16 protein-coding genes are annotated in these 17,620 nt (G+C 61.8%); 8 read left to right on the top strand and 8 right to left on the bottom strand.

Translation table 11 applies throughout. The features are described from left to right. Together E0E00_RS12645 and E0E00_RS12640 are read right to left on the bottom strand one after the other, a co-directional pair. Positions 1-1,521, bottom strand: coding sequence for a PTS fructose transporter subunit IIC (locus tag E0E00_RS12645; protein ID WP_130812902.1), 1,521 nt, complete (start codon positions 1,519-1,521; stop codon positions 1-3). A gap of 3 nt (positions 1,522-1,524) precedes the next feature. Then, entirely contained in the window at positions 1,525-2,481 is a 957-nt protein-coding gene (locus E0E00_RS12640) for an ROK family protein (protein WP_130812901.1), read from the bottom strand. A 237-nt stretch (positions 2,482-2,718) separates the two neighbouring features. Here E0E00_RS12640 and E0E00_RS12635 point away from each other — a divergent pair, with 237 nt between their 5' ends. From E0E00_RS12635 to mscL, 3 genes are all read left to right on the top strand, one after another. After that, positions 2,719-4,269, top strand: coding sequence for a carboxypeptidase M32 (locus tag E0E00_RS12635; protein ID WP_130812900.1), 1,551 nt, complete (start codon positions 2,719-2,721; stop codon positions 4,267-4,269). 1 nt (position 4,270) lies between these two features. Continuing rightward, positions 4,271-4,729, top strand: a complete 459-nt coding sequence (gene dtd, locus E0E00_RS12630) for a D-aminoacyl-tRNA deacylase (RefSeq protein ID WP_130812899.1) — start codon at positions 4,271-4,273, stop codon at positions 4,727-4,729. 132 nt (positions 4,730-4,861) lie between these two features. Next, on the top strand, positions 4,862-5,305 hold the full coding sequence (mscL, locus tag E0E00_RS12625; protein WP_130812898.1) for a large conductance mechanosensitive channel protein MscL: 444 nt from the start codon (positions 4,862-4,864) through the stop codon (positions 5,303-5,305). A gap of 938 nt (positions 5,306-6,243) precedes the next feature. Here the strand turns inward: mscL and E0E00_RS12620 are convergent. The 6 genes from E0E00_RS12620 to E0E00_RS12595 all read right to left on the bottom strand — a co-directional run bounded on the left by E0E00_RS12620 (position 6,244) and on the right by E0E00_RS12595 (position 11,524). After that, positions 6,244-7,050, bottom strand: coding sequence for a hypothetical protein (locus tag E0E00_RS12620; RefSeq protein WP_130812897.1), 807 nt, complete (start codon positions 7,048-7,050; stop codon positions 6,244-6,246). A 198-nt stretch (positions 7,051-7,248) separates the two neighbouring features. Next, positions 7,249-8,226, bottom strand: coding sequence for a type I phosphomannose isomerase catalytic subunit (locus tag E0E00_RS12615; RefSeq protein WP_130812896.1), 978 nt, complete (start codon positions 8,224-8,226; stop codon positions 7,249-7,251). Between the two features lie 122 nt (positions 8,227-8,348). After that, entirely contained in the window at positions 8,349-9,740 is a 1,392-nt protein-coding gene (locus E0E00_RS12610) for a cation:proton antiporter (RefSeq protein ID WP_130812895.1), read from the bottom strand. Between the two features lie 36 nt (positions 9,741-9,776). After that, entirely contained in the window at positions 9,777-10,382 is a 606-nt protein-coding gene (locus E0E00_RS12605; protein ID WP_130812894.1) for a TetR/AcrR family transcriptional regulator, read from the bottom strand. A 168-nt stretch (positions 10,383-10,550) separates the two neighbouring features. After that, complete coding sequence (locus tag E0E00_RS12600; protein ID WP_130812893.1) at positions 10,551-10,799, bottom strand: hypothetical protein; 249 nt, start codon at positions 10,797-10,799, stop codon at positions 10,551-10,553. 68 nt (positions 10,800-10,867) lie between these two features. Beyond that, complete coding sequence (locus E0E00_RS12595; RefSeq protein ID WP_130812892.1) at positions 10,868-11,524, bottom strand: HAD family phosphatase; 657 nt, start codon at positions 11,522-11,524, stop codon at positions 10,868-10,870. Positions 11,525-11,648: 124 nt separating this feature from the next. Between E0E00_RS12595 and E0E00_RS12590 the strand changes: the two genes are divergently transcribed. The 5 genes from E0E00_RS12590 to glpK all read left to right on the top strand — a co-directional run bounded on the left by E0E00_RS12590 (position 11,649) and on the right by glpK (position 17,620). Then, entirely contained in the window at positions 11,649-12,290 is a 642-nt protein-coding gene (locus tag E0E00_RS12590) for a glycerol-3-phosphate acyltransferase (protein WP_130812891.1), read from the top strand. Between the two features lie 131 nt (positions 12,291-12,421). After that, on the top strand, positions 12,422-13,336 hold the full coding sequence (locus tag E0E00_RS12585; protein ID WP_165443699.1) for a choline/ethanolamine kinase family protein: 915 nt from the start codon (positions 12,422-12,424) through the stop codon (positions 13,334-13,336). Positions 13,337-13,413: 77 nt separating this feature from the next. Next, entirely contained in the window at positions 13,414-14,631 is a 1,218-nt protein-coding gene (gene eutH / locus E0E00_RS12580) for an ethanolamine utilization protein EutH (protein WP_130812889.1), read from the top strand. A gap of 479 nt (positions 14,632-15,110) precedes the next feature. After that, the gene (locus tag E0E00_RS12575) at positions 15,111-16,124 is read left to right on the top strand and encodes an alpha/beta fold hydrolase (RefSeq protein ID WP_130812888.1); all 1,014 of its coding nucleotides are present in this window, start codon (positions 15,111-15,113) and stop codon (positions 16,122-16,124) included. 2 nt (positions 16,125-16,126) lie between these two features. After that, a complete protein-coding gene (gene glpK, locus E0E00_RS12570) occupies positions 16,127-17,620 on the top strand; it encodes a glycerol kinase GlpK (RefSeq protein ID WP_130812887.1) in 1,494 nt (497 codons plus the stop codon).

The following is a 17,620-nucleotide window of genomic DNA, read 5'->3' as shown; positions in this document are numbered from 1 at the left end:
TTACGAGACGCTCTCGGAAGCTCTATGTTCATCATACCGTTTGGCAAGCGCAAAGAGCACGCCGCCCGCAATGCTCCCAAGAAGAACTGCAAGCAGCCACCATTGCCAACCCGTCACCACCGGGCAGATGAGCAAGCCGCCTACGGGCGAGGGGGAACGCACGCCCCACACGAAGCTCAGGACGGCCGCAAGCGACGATGACGCCATCATGATGGGCCGCGCCGCGGCGGGACCATCCTTCACAAAGGGAATCGTGCCCTCCGTCACGTGGATGATCCCAAGCACGAGGTTCTTGCGGGACTCCCTGCGCTCGTCTGTCGAGAAGGCCGAGGGCACAAGGGCACACGCAATGCTCGTCACGATGGGAGGCGTCATGCACGCAGCAGACACGGCCGCCGTGATTGCGGTGCCCGCAGCATAGGCAAGGCTTCCCCCTCCCTCGAGCAGCCCCGTCATGAGCGTGAGCACGCCCGTGACAAAGGCAACCTTGTTCACGGGCCCGCCAAAGTCCCAAGCGCAGAGGCACCCCAGCAAAACTCCTGCGACGACGGGAGCCGCCAGGACGCAGGAGCCGAGGATCTCCGTAAAGACGCGGCTCATGCCAGCCGTGGGAGCAGCAATGGCGCACATGACAAGGCCCGCGACCACGGTGGGAACCAGTGGATAGAGCACGCCCACCTTGAGGCCGTCTATGAGCTTGGGCAGGCGAATGAGCCCCCGCATGAGGGCCTTTGTGATGTAGCCGGCGAGAAACCCTCCCACAACGGCCCCAATGAAGCCAGGGCCTCCCGAGAACGCCAGGCCCGTGATGACACCCCAGGTAGAGGCGTTTTCGGCAAGGCCCGCCTCGGCGATAAGCCCCACGGCATAGCCCGAGACAATGGCCGGCCTGCCGGCGATGGACTCGGCAATGTGGGCCGAGAGAACCGGCATGGCGAGAAGCACCATCAGCCGCCCTATGGCGTAGAGCGCATCGGGCACAAAGCCCGCAGGGGTGCCCATGAGCTGCGCCGCTGCGGTGAGAATGCCGCCAACCACGAGGAAGGGCAGCGTGTGGTTGATGCCGCCCATGATGTGGCGGTAGAAGGCATGGAGGGGGCCCGTGTCATCGTCGTGCTCTGCTCTGCCCCCGGCTGCGGCAGCCGCGTGTGCCGCAGCCTTCGCTGCCGCGTCGCCTTTCGAGTCGAGGTTGGCAATGTAGTCCTCGGCAATGGAGAACGCCCGGTCGATAAGGGCATTGGGGTCCATGATGGCATCGGTCACAGGAACGATCACGGTGGGTCGTCCTGAGAAACGCCCGGCATTCACGTCACGGTCCGAGGCAACGATCGCGCCCCTCGCACGTGCAATCTCATCTGGCGTGAGCCTGCCCTCGACGCCCACCTGGCCGTGCGTCTCGACCTTGATGGTAAGGCCACGATCCTGGGCCGCCTTCTCAAGCGCGGCGGCAGCCATGAACGTGTGGGCTATGCCCGTGGGGCAACCCGTAACTGCGACTATGTCGAAAGCAGGCTCACCCATGCGCTACTCCCCCACTGACTCCCTGCGCATACGCAGCGCCTCGTAGGCACAGCCGTACATGGCTGCCTGGTTGCCAAGGGACGCCGCCTCAATGGCAACGTCCTTGCACGTGGAGAGGGAGTGCGCCTGGAAGCGCTGGCGGAGCTCGGGCGCAAACGTCGCAAACGAGCCAGCCACTCCACCACCGATGAGATACATGGCGGGATCAACGATGCAGGAGATCTGCGACATGGCAAGGGCAAGGTACTCGCACATCTGGTCCACGGCAATCTTTGCGCACTCGTCGCCCTTCGCGAGGGCACGGAACACCGAGAGCGTGTCGGTGGCGTGCTCCACGTGCACCGGCGTGACGCCGCGCCTCTCGCACTCATTGAGGTAGAGGCGAACGATGCCCTTTGCGGAGGCGTACTGCTCGAGGCAGCCGTGGCGCCCGCACCCACAGGTCTCCGTCTCGTGGGGGTTCACCGTGATGTGACCCACCTCGCCGCCGGCGCCAAAGGCACCTGCGACCAGGCGTCCGTTTACCACCACGCCGGCGCCCACGCCCGTGCCCAGGGCGATGAGCACAAAGCTCGAGACGCCATGGGCAACCCCTGCCCAGAGCTCGCCCAGCGCGGCGGCGTTGGCGTCGTTTACGAAGGCAATCGAGGCATTGGGGAAGGCAGCGCTCATCGCGGCGACAAGGCCATCCGGGTCGAGCTCGATGTTGGGGAGAAAGCCCACGGTACCGTCGTCCGCAACGGGGCCAGGGATGTCGAGTCCGCAGGCAATGACGTCTTCCGGCGTATTGTCATGGGCGGCGAGGAGGCGCGTGATGCCGTCCGTCACAACGGCAAACGCTTCTGACGTCACAAGTGCGGGCGTAGGAATCTTGCGTTCCTCGAGGAGCTCGCCCTCGGGCGAGAACAATCCCGCCTTGATGCTGGTACCCCCGATATCGATGCCGAGGACGGCTTGCATGGCTTCCCCTTTCGTTGGCTTTTCTCACCGCTGGATAGCGGCCGGGCATGCTGCATCCATCATCCCACGACAAGCCCATCTGTGCACGCCCCATGACGCAGAACGTCGGTATGGTTACGCGTTTGGCATGTCGGTGTAGGCTGCGTTCGGGCAAGGCGTGCGCCACCCCATCGACTACACTCGTTGGCATGGCTCGACCATCACTCAATTGCCCCTCGAGACCATATTGGAGACATCATGGACACCAAGACACCTACCACGCCCAACGCAGCGCTTCCCAATCCCAAGAAGGACATGGCAGACCTCGACGCGCTCGAGCTTCGCCGCTTTGCGCTGCGCTACGCGCTCGATGAGATTGCCACGTTTGGCCCCTCGATCGACCCGCCCAAGGCTACGGAGGAGCGCGCAGAGGCGTTTGCCGTGCTCGACGAGGAGGCCACGCGCCTTCTCTGCGCGCCGGAGGTGGGTGCCCTGCTCGACCGCCTTGAGTCCAATGCGGGAATCATTGGCGAGACCCGTGCGGCGCAGGTCAAAATCTTGAAGCGCGACCGCGCCTCGCTGGTGAATGTGCCGCCCGAGGAGCAGGCGGCGTTTTCGCGCCTTGCCGTCCAGGCGAATGACGTCTGGCGTCGCGCCAAGGCCGCGAACGATTGGGCCAGCTTCGAGCCATATCTTAACCGCCTTGTGGCCGCCCGCGTGAGCATGGCCCACGCCATGAACCCCGATGCCGACCCCTACGACGTGTGGCTTGACCACTACGAGTATGGCACGAGCCGCGCCTTCTACGGCCCCTTCTTCGAGAGGGTCAAGGAGTGCGTGGTGCCGCTTCTGGCAGAGTGCATGGCGTCGCCGAGAAAGCCCAGCCACCGCGTGGTGGAGGGCACCTTTGACGAGCGCCGTCAGTGGGACCTGGCCCGCAACCTCATGCGCATCGAGGGCGTGGATGCAGATGCCCTGTGGCTTGGCTCGACCGAGCACCCCTACACCGGCGGCCCCTCCATTGGCTTTGTCGCGATCGCGACGCACGTCTACCCCGATAACGTGCTCTCGAACGTCTTCAGCATGCTCCATGAGGGCGGACACGCCATGTACGAGCAAAACGTTGATCCCGCCTACCGCTTCACCTCGCTCAAGGGCGGAACCAGCTCCGGCATGCACGAGTCCCAGTCGCGCTTCTTCGAGAACTACGTGGGAAGAAGCGAGGCCTTCTCCGAACAGCTCACGCGCCTTCTCGCCAAGCATTTCCCCGGTCAGCTTGGCCGCATGACGGCCCACCAGCTCTACATGGCCGAGAACTGCGCCGAGCCGGGACTTATCCGCTGCGATGCTGACGAGCTCACGTACCCCCTACACATCCTTTTGCGCTACGAGATTGAGCAGCTGCTCTTCTCGGGCGAGGCCAAGGCGGCAGACGTGCCCGGACTCTGGGCAGATCGTTGCCGCACCTACCTTGGCCTTGAGGTGCCCACAGATACCGAGGGTGCCCTGCAGGACACGCACTGGTCCGACGGCGACTTTGCCTACTTCCCCACCTATGCGCTGGGCAGCGCCTTTGGCGCCCAGTTCAAGGCTGCCATGGTTCGCCAGGGCGTGGACTTCGATGGCTGCTGCGCCTCGGGCGACCTTGCACCGATCCGCGAGTGGCTGCGCTCCAACATCTGGCACTGGGGGCGCGCCAAGGACTCCGCGCAGCTCATGCGCATGGCGTGCGGCGAGGACTTTGAGCCGCGCTATTACACGGACTACCTCGTCGAGAAGTTCTCGGCAGTCTACGAGCTGGACCGCTAGCGTGCGCGCGCTTATCCAGAGAGTAGAACACGCTGCCGTAGAGGTGGACGGCGTCGAGGTGGGGTCTTGCTATGCTGGCTACCTCGTGCTTCTCGGCGTTGGCCCCACAGATGACGAGAACGTCACCCGCCGCATGTGGGAGAAGGTGCGCAAGCTCCGCATCTGTGCCGACGCGGAGGGGCGCACGAACCTCTCGCTCGTCGACGTGGGGGGGTCGCTCCTCGTGGTGAGCCAGTTCACGCTCTACGCCGACGCGCGCAACGGCAACAGGCCCTCCTTTGCGGGAGCCGCCCCGGCAGACCGTGCCAACTGCCTCTACGGGCTCTTTTGCGAGCTTGCCGAGAGGGACCTGGGACCGGGTCGAGTGGGGCATGGCGTCTTTGGCGCCCACATGCGCGTGAGCCTTGTAAACGACGGCCCCTTCACCGTGATGCTCGACTCTGGGGAGCTTGGCTTTTGACGACGCTCGAGGTGTTGCGACGTTGGGCGTGGTAGAGTCTCTTCATGCTAGGCGACGGCGACATCTTGCAACACGAGTGCGTGCAGACGTTTTCCTAGCTAGCAAAATGGCAGTTCCGGAGGGGAGATTATCATGAAGGGCTTCTTCAGCGAGTTCCGCGAGTTCATCTCGCGTGGCAACGTGATGGACATGGCGGTTGGCGTGATCATCGGCGGCGCGTTTACCGCCATCGTGAACTCTCTGGTTGGCGATATCATCCAGCCGCTCATCACCGGTCTTACCGGCGGCAGCACAGAGATTGGCCTCGTGGTGAACGTTGGCGCCGCTCAGCTCAACTTTGGTGCGTTCATCTCGGCCATCATCAACTTCGTCATCATTGCGTTCATCATCTTCTGCCTGGTCAAGAGCATGAACAAGCTCTCCGAAGAGACCAGGAAGCTTGCCGGCAAGCAGGAAGAGGAGAAGGAGGCGGCCGCCCCCATCTGCCCGCACTGCCTGGAGGAGGTCAAGGCCGGTGCCACCCGCTGCCCGCACTGCGGTGGTGAAATCCCCGGCGGCGCGAAGCCTGCAGCGTAGATGGACAAAGGGCATCAAAGTTATAAGTAGGTGCATCCGCGCCGGTAAGACCTACCCTGAGTGTCGGAGCAGAGAAATGGGCCCGACTCGGATAGCGTGCTCTAGCGCCCTGGTCTAAAACGTCACCTGATTTGAGGCCTCTGCTTCGGCGGGGGCTTTTCCTTTGCCATGAGCGCGCCCGCGGCATCGGGGCAGGGGGATGGCGCCATGTCTGAGACCGAGGCCGCCAGCGACAATATGGGCGAGTGGGCGGCTGCGCACAAGCTGAACAACGGGGCAAAATCGGCCCGCCGTTCAGCTACATTTGCGCGATAGCGACAAGGTCTATTGCTCTCTCGGCGTTAGTTTGGCGATTTTACCTTGGACCAACAGTGGGCCCGTCGCATAAAAATGCGATATCGTACGGCTTTTTGTTCATCGCTGCATGAAATGGCGTTATCGTAAGGCGGTTTTAGCGCCGTAAGATAAAATATTGAATTATGTTTGCATATTTATGTATATTTTATATTATATATGCAAAATCACGCAAACATGGTTGAAATTTTTATCCTGTTGGCAAAAAGGGACCGCACGATATCGCGTTTTCATGCAGCGGTTGCCGAAAAACCGTACGATATCGCCTTTTCGTGCAAGATGGCTCAACCGTGGGACGCCCATTCGCTGCAGGCTTCGGCTTCTCTGAAGAAACCCCGACGTGTAACGCTTATTGCACCGTGAGAGACGGGTTGAGCGCAGAAACACCAGTGGCGGAATAAGGTGGAGACGTCGGACCCCGCCTTGCGCGTACACGCGAGCTGGCTTTTCTGACAGCCAAGGGGAGGGCCCACAGGCATTGCCGCCGCGGGGCTCTCCCCCGTGTCTGCCATACGCCCATCGACTACCTCCACCTCGTAATCTCCTTCTTCGACCGGGGACGGAGATGCCCCACGATGCGGGAATCAGCCAAGCTTCGACGAGACGAGACTCACCGCCCCCGAGGCGTCTGCCGTGATCGTGAGCGCACGCGATCCAAGCTGCGCTGGAGCAGAGGCATCCCCGACATTCACGTTCACATAGAAAGCTCTAGGGAAGCTCTCTACCATGCTCCAGAACGGCAGTTTAATGATCGCTGGCGTCATCGAACTCACGCCCATCTCAAGGAAGAGCACGTGCTCGGCACCTTCCGTCAGATGGTCATGCAGAAACGTCTCATAGGCAGCGTGCGCAGCCTTCCACTCTTTGCTCTCGCAGAAGTGCTCATCGCGAATCCAGGGAACCATCAGATGGTGGCACTCAGAACAGCGCGGCAGAAGGTCGTATTTGATGCATGGCACACTGTTCACAATCTCTGTCGCCGCAACAAGCTCGTCTGCATGTGAGAGGAAGTCCTCCGTATTGTCGGTGCATGGCTGGCTGCACTGCACGAGGCGCAGGTTTCCCTGAAACTCCCAGACGCGGTCTCTTCCGAAGGCGCGTGGCACCTGCCCATCCACATTCGTCGTGAGTACGACGTGCGGCTTCTCTGCGAGGATGCGGGCAAGCTCTTTGTACACCTTGCCAAGAGGTAGGCGCGCCACATAGGCAGAGACCGCCGAATTGAACGCCCGCGCCTCCTCGTTCGATGAGGAGGGGTGGTAGAGCCCATCGAAGAGCGTCCTGAAACCATGGGCCCTCTCGAAGGAACCGAACGCCTCGCCGAACGTGGCCGATGGATGGTAGAAGTCGTATCCGGCGGAGGTAGACACCCCCGACCCGATGCCTACCACTACGGCATCTGAGCTGTCGATGAGCTCTGCCAGACGCTCGGCCTTGCGCTCCAGAGCCTCTTATCCCACGCCGGCTGTGGTGCGAAGCGCCTCGGTGATATCGCCGTCCCCGACAGGCAAGCGGCTCTGGATTGCGCGGGGCACGAGTGGTGTATCTGCTGCCGAGACGCTTCCGAGCACCGATCCTTGACCGTAAACTTACTCCGGAAGGTGCGAGGTGATGAGGGTCATCTCGCCCGCCAGGCAAACGTCACCGGAGCCAGACGGGGCCAGGAAGTGGCTTCCCGCGCACACCCCGTGCTCGACGCCGGCGCCATCGCAGACGGTTCCGGAGCCCTCGATCACCGAGAGGCACATGAACGGCCATGGCTGCTCAAGGACCTTCTCGCCAGAGACGCGCACGCGCTCGACATCGAAGTTGGGGCAGGCCATAAGCTCGGTCACGCCATCCCTCTCGGGCGCGGTGACCTTGCCCGACGTGGGCGGGACTTGGTCGTAGTCAACCACGTCGAGGGACTGCCTCACATGGAGCGGACGCTTGGTCCCGTCGGGTTGTACGCGATCGTAGTCGTAGACACGGTAGGTGACGTCGGAGGACTGCTGGGTCTCCAGGATGAGCGTGCCACCCATGATGGCGTGCATGGTTCCCGGCTCGATGCGGAAGAAGTCGCCGGGATGGATGGGCACGTAGTTGAGCATATCATCCCAACGGCCCTCGGCAATCATGGCCGCAAGCTCCTCTCGGCTCTTGGCACGCTGTCCCACAATGATACGCGTTCCGGGCTCACAGTCGATGACGTACCAGCACTCGCGCTTGCCGAGCGAGCCATTCTCGTGCGCGGCTGCATAGGCGTCGTCCGGATGCACCTGCACAGAGAGGTTCTCGCGCGCGTCGAGAATCTTGACAAGCAGCGGGAAGCGGTCTCCCTCGGCCCCGGCAAAGAGCTCATGGTGGCCTTCCCAAAGCTCGGAGAGGTGAAGGCCGTCAAACTCGCCGCCAGCAACCGTGCAGTCGCCGTTGGGGTGAGCCGAGATGCCCCAGCACTCGCCAATAGGGCCGTCCGGGATATCGTAGCCAAAGCACCTCTCAAGCTCGCGACCACCCCAAATCTTCTCGTGAAAGATGGGCGCGAGGAAAATGAGGTCTCGTGCCGAACCAGTTGCTGCGCCTGCCATACGAGCCACCCTTCCCAAGACCACCGTCAACGTAACCATCATACGATTGACCCGTCGACGAATCCTCCGCACCAGGCACTGCAAGAATCTGACATATTTGATTTTTTATATTACAGGCCTAATCATGTACGATTGGAACTGTCCGTGGGCTCGTCTCCATCGTGTCGGGCAATGTATTCGACGGATGAGAGGCCCCTACCCAGTTCGCGCTTGCGACGGGCGCGGGCGGCCTCAAAGCGCCTGCGGGAAGCCCGGATTGCCTGGCGCTGACGAGCCAAGGCCTCGTTCGCGTTCTCCTTGCCCGAAACGATATTCGAGAGGGCGTGGACGGGATGCGCCGGCGCAGCCACACGTACGGCTGAGGTAAGGATAGGCACCACGAGTACCGTAATTGCGCCGGCCGTCACCAGAACAGAGGCGTCCTGCGTGGTCATAGCACCCGCATCGACCACAATCTGGGTGATGGCCACCACAAGCGGCAGCGCCATCACGCAATAGGCAGTGGTCACAAAGCGCTCCTGCGACTGCATACCACGAGTCTCGGGGTTCACGTGCAGCGATATCGCCACCGAGACGCCACGCACCACCAAAATGAGTCCGATGAAGAGAAAGAGCAGGCCGGGGTCAGAGAACGCCGCGGCAAGATCAATCCCTGCGCCAGAGATCACGAAGAACGCAGGGATGAGAAAACCGTTGCCGATGGCCTCGATTCTCTCCTCCAGCTCCTCGTTGCCGTCCGGGAAGAAGACGCGCAGCACAAAGCCAGCGGCAAACGCCCCCAGCACCGAGTCAAACCCAAAGACATCTGCGAGAAAGACTAGAAACACGAGGAGGAGCACTACGAGGCGAAGGGGCGTCTGCGTGCTGGCCCCAGCGCCTGACCGAACGAAGTCGCGAAAGCGCGCACCAAGTCGCGCGGTGGACTTCGAGAGGTGCGCGATGCGTACGCAGACCAGGAGGAAGGCCACAAGCACGATCACCGTGGCAACCAGAGACCTGGTGGAGAGCAGCAGCGCCACCGCTATAACCGGAAGCACCTCTCCCGTAGCGCCATAGGCGGTAACGGCGCGGCCCACGGGAGTGTCGGTGAGGTTGCGGGCACGCATGATGGGCGCCAGGGTTCCATATGCCGTGGTGGTGAGCATGATGGCAAAGGCAATGCCTGCCATGCCGGTAAAGCGCTTGAACCCGGCGAGGCTCACAAGCGCAATGGCCACCACCATGGAGATTCCCCAGCATATCGAGGCATGCCTTCCCAAGGGCCCCACGAGCTCTGGTGGCTTTATCTCGTAGCCGGCCATCAAGAAGAGGAACGCCATACCAAGCTCGGAGATGAGTGAAAGCGTTCCACCGCTGGGGCGAATCACGTCTGCCCCATAGGGGCCGAGAAGCGCTCCGGCAAACACGAGGAAGATGACCTCAGGGATAGCCCTGCCCGGAACGACGCTCGCCACGAAGGGGGCAAGCGCGGCAACGAGCATGGCGACCGAGAGCGAGAGGAGCTGGCTGGCCACCCTGGTACCTCCCGCCTCGCACGTTTCTCGACATATCTACTGGAGCGCAGCCCTCAGGCCCCCACGCACGAACGTGGAAAACCCGGCGAGATGCCCAGCGACCATGTGAAGGCCCTCATCGTTCGCAAGAATCTGGATGAACGCATCGGCACTCATGGTAGCAAAGAGGTGCGAAGAGAAGCCGTCTGCGCCGGCGGCGTTCTTGCGGGCCAAGCGATTCGAGACCATCTCGGCAATCTCATCGACCTTCTCGTCAAGGAACTCTTTGACCACGGGATTGTCTCGGTTGCTCAGGACAATCTTCGGGACCAGCGGATACTCCTTCATGAGCTCTGCCAAGCCGTCGGGCAGCGCCTCAACGTTTGTGGGCTCGCCCTCCTCGTCGCAGATTACGGCAATATCGTGCTCGATCCAACTCGCAAGAATGCTGGGAAGCTTGCTCATCAAAGGAGAAACAACGCTCTTGAACAGGTCTTCCTTGCTGGTAAAGAAGAAGTAGAGCGCCCCGGTTGTCACGCCGGCCTTCGAGCAGATCTGACGAAGGGAGGCACCCTCGTACCCGCACTCTGCAAACTCCTTTGTCGCTGACGCGACAAGACTCCTCTTTGTCTCGCCGCTGTCGGTCTGAGCCCTTCTCGACATCTGGCTACCGCCTTTTCCATCTTCAGCATGTGGCTAGATACTGCTAATACTCTGTCGACACTAGCCTGTACCAGCCGTTCATTATGAACTCAATGCGCAATTCACCATGCATTAGAAGTGCATTATTTGATAAAAATCTCAGAAACTTCTCCATGGCTTGCCAGCCGCTTAGGGCCGTGCGTCTTGAAGACGCAGAAAGTGGTCGCAGACATTGCTTCGCCGGAGGTACTCCTTACCATATGGATCGACAACAGGGACCAGTCCATCGGGACTGTCTGCAAAGAACATCTCCGGCTCCCTGTACACATGGGGCACCGCCAGCGTGAAGCCGCGGCTGCAGGTGCCCTGATACTTTCCGGTCTCCTTGTTTATGGCAAAGGAGCCGTAGATGCAATCCGAACAGTGAAAGCCAGCCATGAGAGAACCCTCCCGGTACGAGTCGGAAAAGCTGTTGGCGCACGGACGCGCGTGCTCAAGCCCCCACGCTAGCCCATTTCCCCTTGGGCGAGAAGGTCGCGCACCTTGAGCAGGCTCGGGCACACGCATGAAGCGACGGAACGAATCTCGTCGTTGGGACTGGCAAGATCGGGAACCATCACCGTATAGAAACCGCCCGCTGCTCCTGCGCGCACCCCATTGAAGGAGTCCTCGAGCACCATCGTGCGAGCGGGCTTGGTGCCCAGGCGCTTTGCCGCCTCGAGGAAGACGTCGGGCGCCGGCTTTGCGTGAGGGACCTCACTGCCCGGAACGATTACCTGGAAGCAGTCGAGATGGCCAATGAAGCGCAGGTTGCGCTCAATGCCCTCCTTGGACGAAGACGAAGCCACGGCGCAGGGAACGCCTTGCTCGCCCAGATACGCCAGAAGCTCATCAAGGCCCGGCTTCTTCTCGACTCCTTGGGCAAAGACCCTCTCGGCAAGAAGCGAGAAGTACGCCCAGAACGCCTTGGTGTCCAGCTGCGAGCTTACCATCTCGTGAAGGAGACGGGCGGCATTGTCACCAGCCGAGCCACGCACTGCGTCGGCGAGGCCAGGTGGCACATCATAGCCAAAACGGGCCAGCGCCGGGGCCCAACACTCCATCCACACGGGCTCGGTATCGACCATCAGACCGTCCATGTCGAAGATGACGCCGTCGAACATGTGGCGCAACCCCTTCCATCGCTTTCTTAGGCACACGCCTCGTTGTAGGGTACCCTAACTGGGAAGCATCAAAACCTCTTCACTTCATCGATACCTTTGCGGCATCCATGGGAGGCTGACCGCCATGTCAGGTATGGGAATTGTGGTTGCGTGCTCGCTCGCCGTGGGCTACGCCTGCGGGTCATTTCTCACGGCGGAGCTGACGAGCAGGCATGCGAGCGGCAAGAGCGCCTTCGATGTGGGGGAGGGTAATCCCGGCATGGCAAACATGGGTGCCACCTATGGCACCACGTGGGCAGCGGTCACGCTCGCGGGTGACATTGCCAAGACGATCCTCGCGTTTGTGGTGGCAGGCGCGCTCTTCCCCGCCGACGCCCAAGTTGCCAGCGCCACAGCCATGGTTGGCACGACGCTCGGACACGTGTTTCCCGCCTGGCACCACTTTCATGGCGGCAAGGGCGTGGCCACGACCTGCACGGGGATCATCCTCATGACGCCTGCGGCAGGAGGTGCTGCGGCGGTCATCGGCCTTCTCGTGGTGCTCTTTGGTGGCTACCTGTGCCTGGGCGCCCTGGCGATTCCCGCGGCGTGGCTCGTCATCGAGCTGGCCTTGGGGGACACGCTCCACGCGATTGCCGGTGCAGCGCTTATGATGGTTGCCGTCTTTTGCCACGGCGGTCCGGTGGCGGGCATCAGGGCTGGCAAGACGCCGCGCGCGGCGATAAGCGAGAAGTTCCTCTCGGCGTTGTTCAAGAATCATCGTTAGGTCGCATCTATACGAAGTCTGTCAATGGCGTGACGTGCTGTTCGTACACGATGCTGTTCTGTCTTTACGTTATTTTTGAGTGTACTGAATGCACAGCAAACATTCGCCGCCCGGCGAGTGGGGAGACGGCTATGCCACGGACAGTGACCGCCATTCGACTTACGGCAGACAAGACGACGCTCGACAACATCTGCGCGACACTCGGATGCACGCCATGCGACGTCACGGAGTTCGCGCCCATCGATGAGGGGCTCACGAACGACTCGTTCCGCTTCGTCGCAAACGGCAAGGCCTACGTCTATCGCAGACCAGGCGCCGGAACCGAGAAAATCATCAACCGCGAGGGCGAGGCGTTTGCGCAGGGCATTGCCGCCAAGCTGGGGCTCGACCGTACCTTCATCCACGAGGACCCTCACCAGGGCTGGAAGATCTCGCGCTTCGTCGACGGATGCGTGCCTTTCGACTACCACAACCCCACCCACGTTGCCCGGGCCATGGAGATGGCACGCAAGCTCCACTCCTGCGGTGTCATGTCCAAGTGGAACTTTGACGTCTTCAAAAACACGGCAGGCATTCTCGAGCTTCTGAACAGCGACGAGAGGTCGCGCTACCGGGACTTTGAGACCATTCGCGCACGCGTTGAGGGCCTCGAGGAGCGCGTGCGCGCAACGTCTGGTGCGCCGGTCCTCTGCCATAACGACTTCTACGACCCCAACTTTCTCGTAAGGGGCACGGACATCTCGCTCATCGACTGGGAGTACGCCGGCATGTCCGACTACGCCAGCGATCTGGGGACCTTCATCTGCTGCAGCGACTACAGCTACGATGAGGCGCTCGAGGTTCTCCGTCAGTACTTCCAGCGCGACCCCACGGACGACGAGCTTTTCCACTGCATCTCCTACGTGGCATTTGCCGCCTGGTACTGGTTCGTATGGGCGCTCTACAAAGACCAGTGCGGCGACCCGGTGGGCGGCTGGCAGGACCTTTGGCACCGCTATGCCTCCGAGTACGGCAGGCATGCGGCACATCTCGCAAACGAGCTCTGATCGAACAAACGATAGGGCGCCCGGCGTCACTGATGACGAGCCGGGCACCTTCATGTAGATGCGACTAGGGGAGCAGCATGGAAGTCTTTGGAAGGATTGTCGTCTTCATCATCATGGGCTGCGCGGTAGCGGGGTGCGTTGCATCGGTCGTACGCCCAGAAAGCGAGCTGGGCAAGGAATTCGTGGCAGGCATCGACTCCATTGGTCCCATCTTCCTGCCAGTTGCAGGCATCATGGCGTCTGCCCCCTATCTCACTTCGTTTGTCTCGGCGGTCTTTGGGCCTCTCTTTGGCACCCTCGGTGCAGACCCCGCGATGGCAGCCACGACGGTCGTCGCTGTTGACATGGGCGGCTACCAGCTGGCAGACGCTCTCGCGCAGACGCGCGAGAGCTGGATCATGGCCATGATGACCGGCTACATGGCCGGCGCAACCATCGTCTTCACCGTACCCGTTGCGCTCAAGATGCTCGAGGCGAAAGACCGCAAGTACCTTGCCTTGGGCGTCATGAGCGGGCTTCTCGCCATCCCCATTGGCGTCTTCGCGGCAAGCGCGATCATCGCACTGGCAAACCCCGTGATTCGCGAGACCGTCTCGACCAATGCGGCCGCGACATACCAACTGGCTCTCACGTGGTCGCAGATCGCCCATAACCTGTTGCCGCTCATCATCATCTGCACGGTCCTTGCCGTGGGGCTCGCCACCAGGCCCAATGCGATGATCCACGGGTTCATCGTCTTTGGTCGCGTGCTCGACAGCGTGCTCAAGATTGTCTTTGTCGTTGTGGTCATCGAGTACTTTACCGGATTCTTCTCGACCATCTTCGGCTCTTTTGGCTTCGACCCCATCATCGCGGATGAACAGGACCAGTTCCGCGCCCTGGAGGTCTCGGGCGCCATTGGCATGATGCTCTGCGGCGCCTTCCCCATGGTGTGGCTCATCAAGACATACCTCGATAAGCCCCTCTCGAAAATCGGTCGCGCCGTGGGCCTGAGCGCAGATGCCACAGCTGGCCTGCTTACCGCATCCGCCAACGTGCTTGCCGCACTTGCCATGGCCAAGGACCTCAGGGCACGTGACAAGGTCATTGTGATCTCGTTCAGCGTGTGCTGCGCATTCCTCTTTGGCGATCACCTCTCGTTCACTGCGAACTTCCAGCCAACGCTCATCGTGCCCGTGCTGCTGGGCAAGCTCGCAGGGGGCGTCTGCGCGATATTCTTTGCGACACGTCTGGCGATACGAAAGGCCGAGGAGCTTGAGACACAAGACCTTGCGCTCGAGGGCCAGCAAGGGTAGGGCAAATCGACTCCAAGGCGGGGCGGTCTGCATAAAACTCCCCTAACGCGGGAGATTTCGGCTTTCCATGCACAAAACTGCCCTATCGCGGGGACTTCTGAGAGCGATGACATCAATGGCTGAACAATAGTTACAAGATTATGGATATTCTGCATGATTAATTTATAAGTATGAATATAGTAATTACATTCCTGATATTCGCATCCCAAAGTGCCCCGCGATAGGGCGGTTTTGTGCATGGCAGCTAGGATTTCCCGTCGATAGGGCACTTTTGTGCAACGACCGCCGGGAGCATCCGCGAGGGGCTGCGAAACTGGGAGGCCGTGGGGCCGTGCGAGCCCAGTGCACCGCGCACCTACCACTCGCCGACCCTGTCTGCCCACACGCAGCTCCATTTTGCGCGGCCACGGACATCTACCCACACCTCCGGGAGCGGCAAACAATAATGTTTGCTCAGTCACGACAGAGGAAGGAGCAGCATGTCTACAGAGGTCACCCTTGAGCGCTTTACGTTCCCCTCGACAGACGGTGTGTCGACCATCAGCGCGTGCGCCTGGTGGCCGACGGGCATGGCGTCGGCCAGAGCTGAGGAGAGGCCAGCTCCCCGAGGCGTAGTGCAGCTCGTCCATGGTATGGCCGAGCACATTGACCGTTACGACGCCTTTGCACGCTTCCTCGCTTCGCACGGGTTCCTCGTGGTTGGCCACGACCAGATAGGGCACGGCCGCTCCTGCTCCCCAGAGCATTGGGGTGAGCTGCCTGTTGGGAGTGGGGCACGCGCGCTCGTGGAAGACATCGGCGTCCTGCGCGGCATTGCGCAGGAGCGCGTTGCCCCAGGGACTCGCTACGTGATCTTTGGGCACAGCATGGGCAGCTTCGAGGTGCGCGCCTACGTCTCGCGCCATGGGGAGGGCCTGGCGGGGGCGGTCGTTTGCGGCACCGGATTTCTTCCCTCCGCAGCGTCGAGGGCAGCGCTCCGGATCACGTGGCTCGAGGCGTTCTTCAGGGGTGCGGACTATCACTCCGAGTTCGTCGACTCCATGGGGGCGGGCGGCTATGGCAAGGCCATCCCCGACGCCCGGACAAACCTCGATTGGCTCTCCTACAACCGCAAGAACGTCGATGACTACATTGCAGACCCCTCCTGCGGCTTCATGTTCTCCGTGGGCGCCTACCATGAGCTTGCCGCTCTCACCGCCGAAGCCAACTCACCCACATGCGCCGCAGGCGTTCCGCGAGACCTGCCGCTGCTCTACATTGCCGGTGCCGAGGACCCTGTGGGCAGCAACGGCGAGGGCGTCGAGAAGGCAGCAGCGCTAGCTCGTGGTGCTGGCTCCGCAGACGTAACGGTGAAGATCTATCCGCACATGAGGCATGAGATCCTCAATGAGGCGGGCCATGAGCAGGTCTTTGCCGACGTGCTGGCATGGATCGAGAAGCGCGTGTCCAGGAAAAGCGCAGCCGCTGCTGCCAGCGCACCCAAGGAGTCCTAGCCATGACAGCCGAGAAGTACGTCATTGCGCTCGACCAGGGCACTACCTCCAGCCGTGCGGTGCTCATCAATCGCGCGGGTCGCATGGTCGACTGCGTACAGCGTCCATTCCAGCAGATCTTCCCCAAGCCCGGTTGGGTCGAGCATAACCCGCAGGACATTCTCTACTCGCAGCTTGGCTCGCTCACGGAGCTCTTGGCCAAGCGCGGCCTCACAGCAGACAACATCGACTCCATTGGCATCGACAATCAGCGCGAGACGACCATCGTGTGGGACCCCACCACGGGCCAGCCCGTCTACAACGCCATCGTGTGGCAGTGCCGACGCACGGCGGGCCTCGTGGAACAGCTCTGCAGCACGCCGGGGGCTCGCCAGATGATTCAAGAGAAGACTGGTCTTCTTCCCGATGCATACTTCTCGGCCAGCAAAATACGCTGGATCCTTGACAACGTGCCAAGCGCCCGCGAACACGCCGAGGCAGGCGAGCTGCTCTTTGGCACCGTGGACACCTGGCTCATCTGGATACTCACCGGCGGGCTGGTACACGCCACCGATGCCACCAACGCCAGCCGCACGATGCTCTACAACATCCACGAGAACTGCTGGGACAAGGACCTGCTCGGCCTCTTTGGGATCCCGGCGTCGATGATGCCAGAGGTACGCCGCTCAAGCGGCCCGTTTGGCGAGACAAGCTACCCTGGCGTGCCGGCGGGCATCCCCATCGCCGGTGTGGCGGGCGACCAACAGGCAGCCCTCTTTGGCCAGTGCTGCTTTGAGCCCGGCCAGGCAAAGAACACCTATGGCACCGGCTGCTTCATGCTCATGCACACCGGTCACGAAGCAAAGCTCAGCACGAGCAACCTGGTCACAACCATCGTTGCCTCGGCACCCGAGGCAGAGGGCACCGAATACGCGCTCGAGGGCTCCGTCTTTGTCGCGGGCGCCCTCATCCAATGGCTCCGTGACCAACTCGGCATTGTCCAGAGCGCCGCCGACACCGAGTGGCTGGCCAAGAGCGTCGATGACACCGGCGGCGTCTATATCGTGCCAGCGTTCACGGGACTGGGGGCACCCTGGTGGAAGCCAGACGCGCGTGGGGCCATCCTCGGCATCACTCGTGGAACCACGCGCAACCACATAGCCCGTGCGGCGCTCGAGGCGCTTGCGTACCAGATTTTCGACCTAGCCGACGCCATGGCCCGAGACGCCGGGCATCCCCTTGGCGTGCTCAATGTGGACGGCGGTGCCAGCGCGAACGACTTCCTCATGCAGTTCCAGGCCGACATCCTGGGCTGCGAGCTGAGAAGGCCGCAGAATACCGAGACCACCTCGCTGGGCGCTGCGTTTCTCGCGGGACTCGCCACGGACTACTGGAGCGGCATCGACGAGCTCAAGGCGCTGCGCGAGTCAGACGACGTGTTCTGCCGCCAGATGGACCCAGCGCGCGTGGAGAAGCTCGTGGCAGGCTGGCACGACGCCGTGCATCGCGTGATGTAG

The sequence above is a fragment of the Olsenella sp. Marseille-P4559 genome, assembly GCF_900605015.1.
In the GTDB taxonomy this organism is placed as follows: Bacteria; Actinomycetota; Coriobacteriia; order Coriobacteriales; family Atopobiaceae; genus Tractidigestivibacter.
The sequence above is the reverse complement of the archived record's forward strand: the minus strand, read 5'-3'. Positions and strand labels throughout refer to the sequence as shown.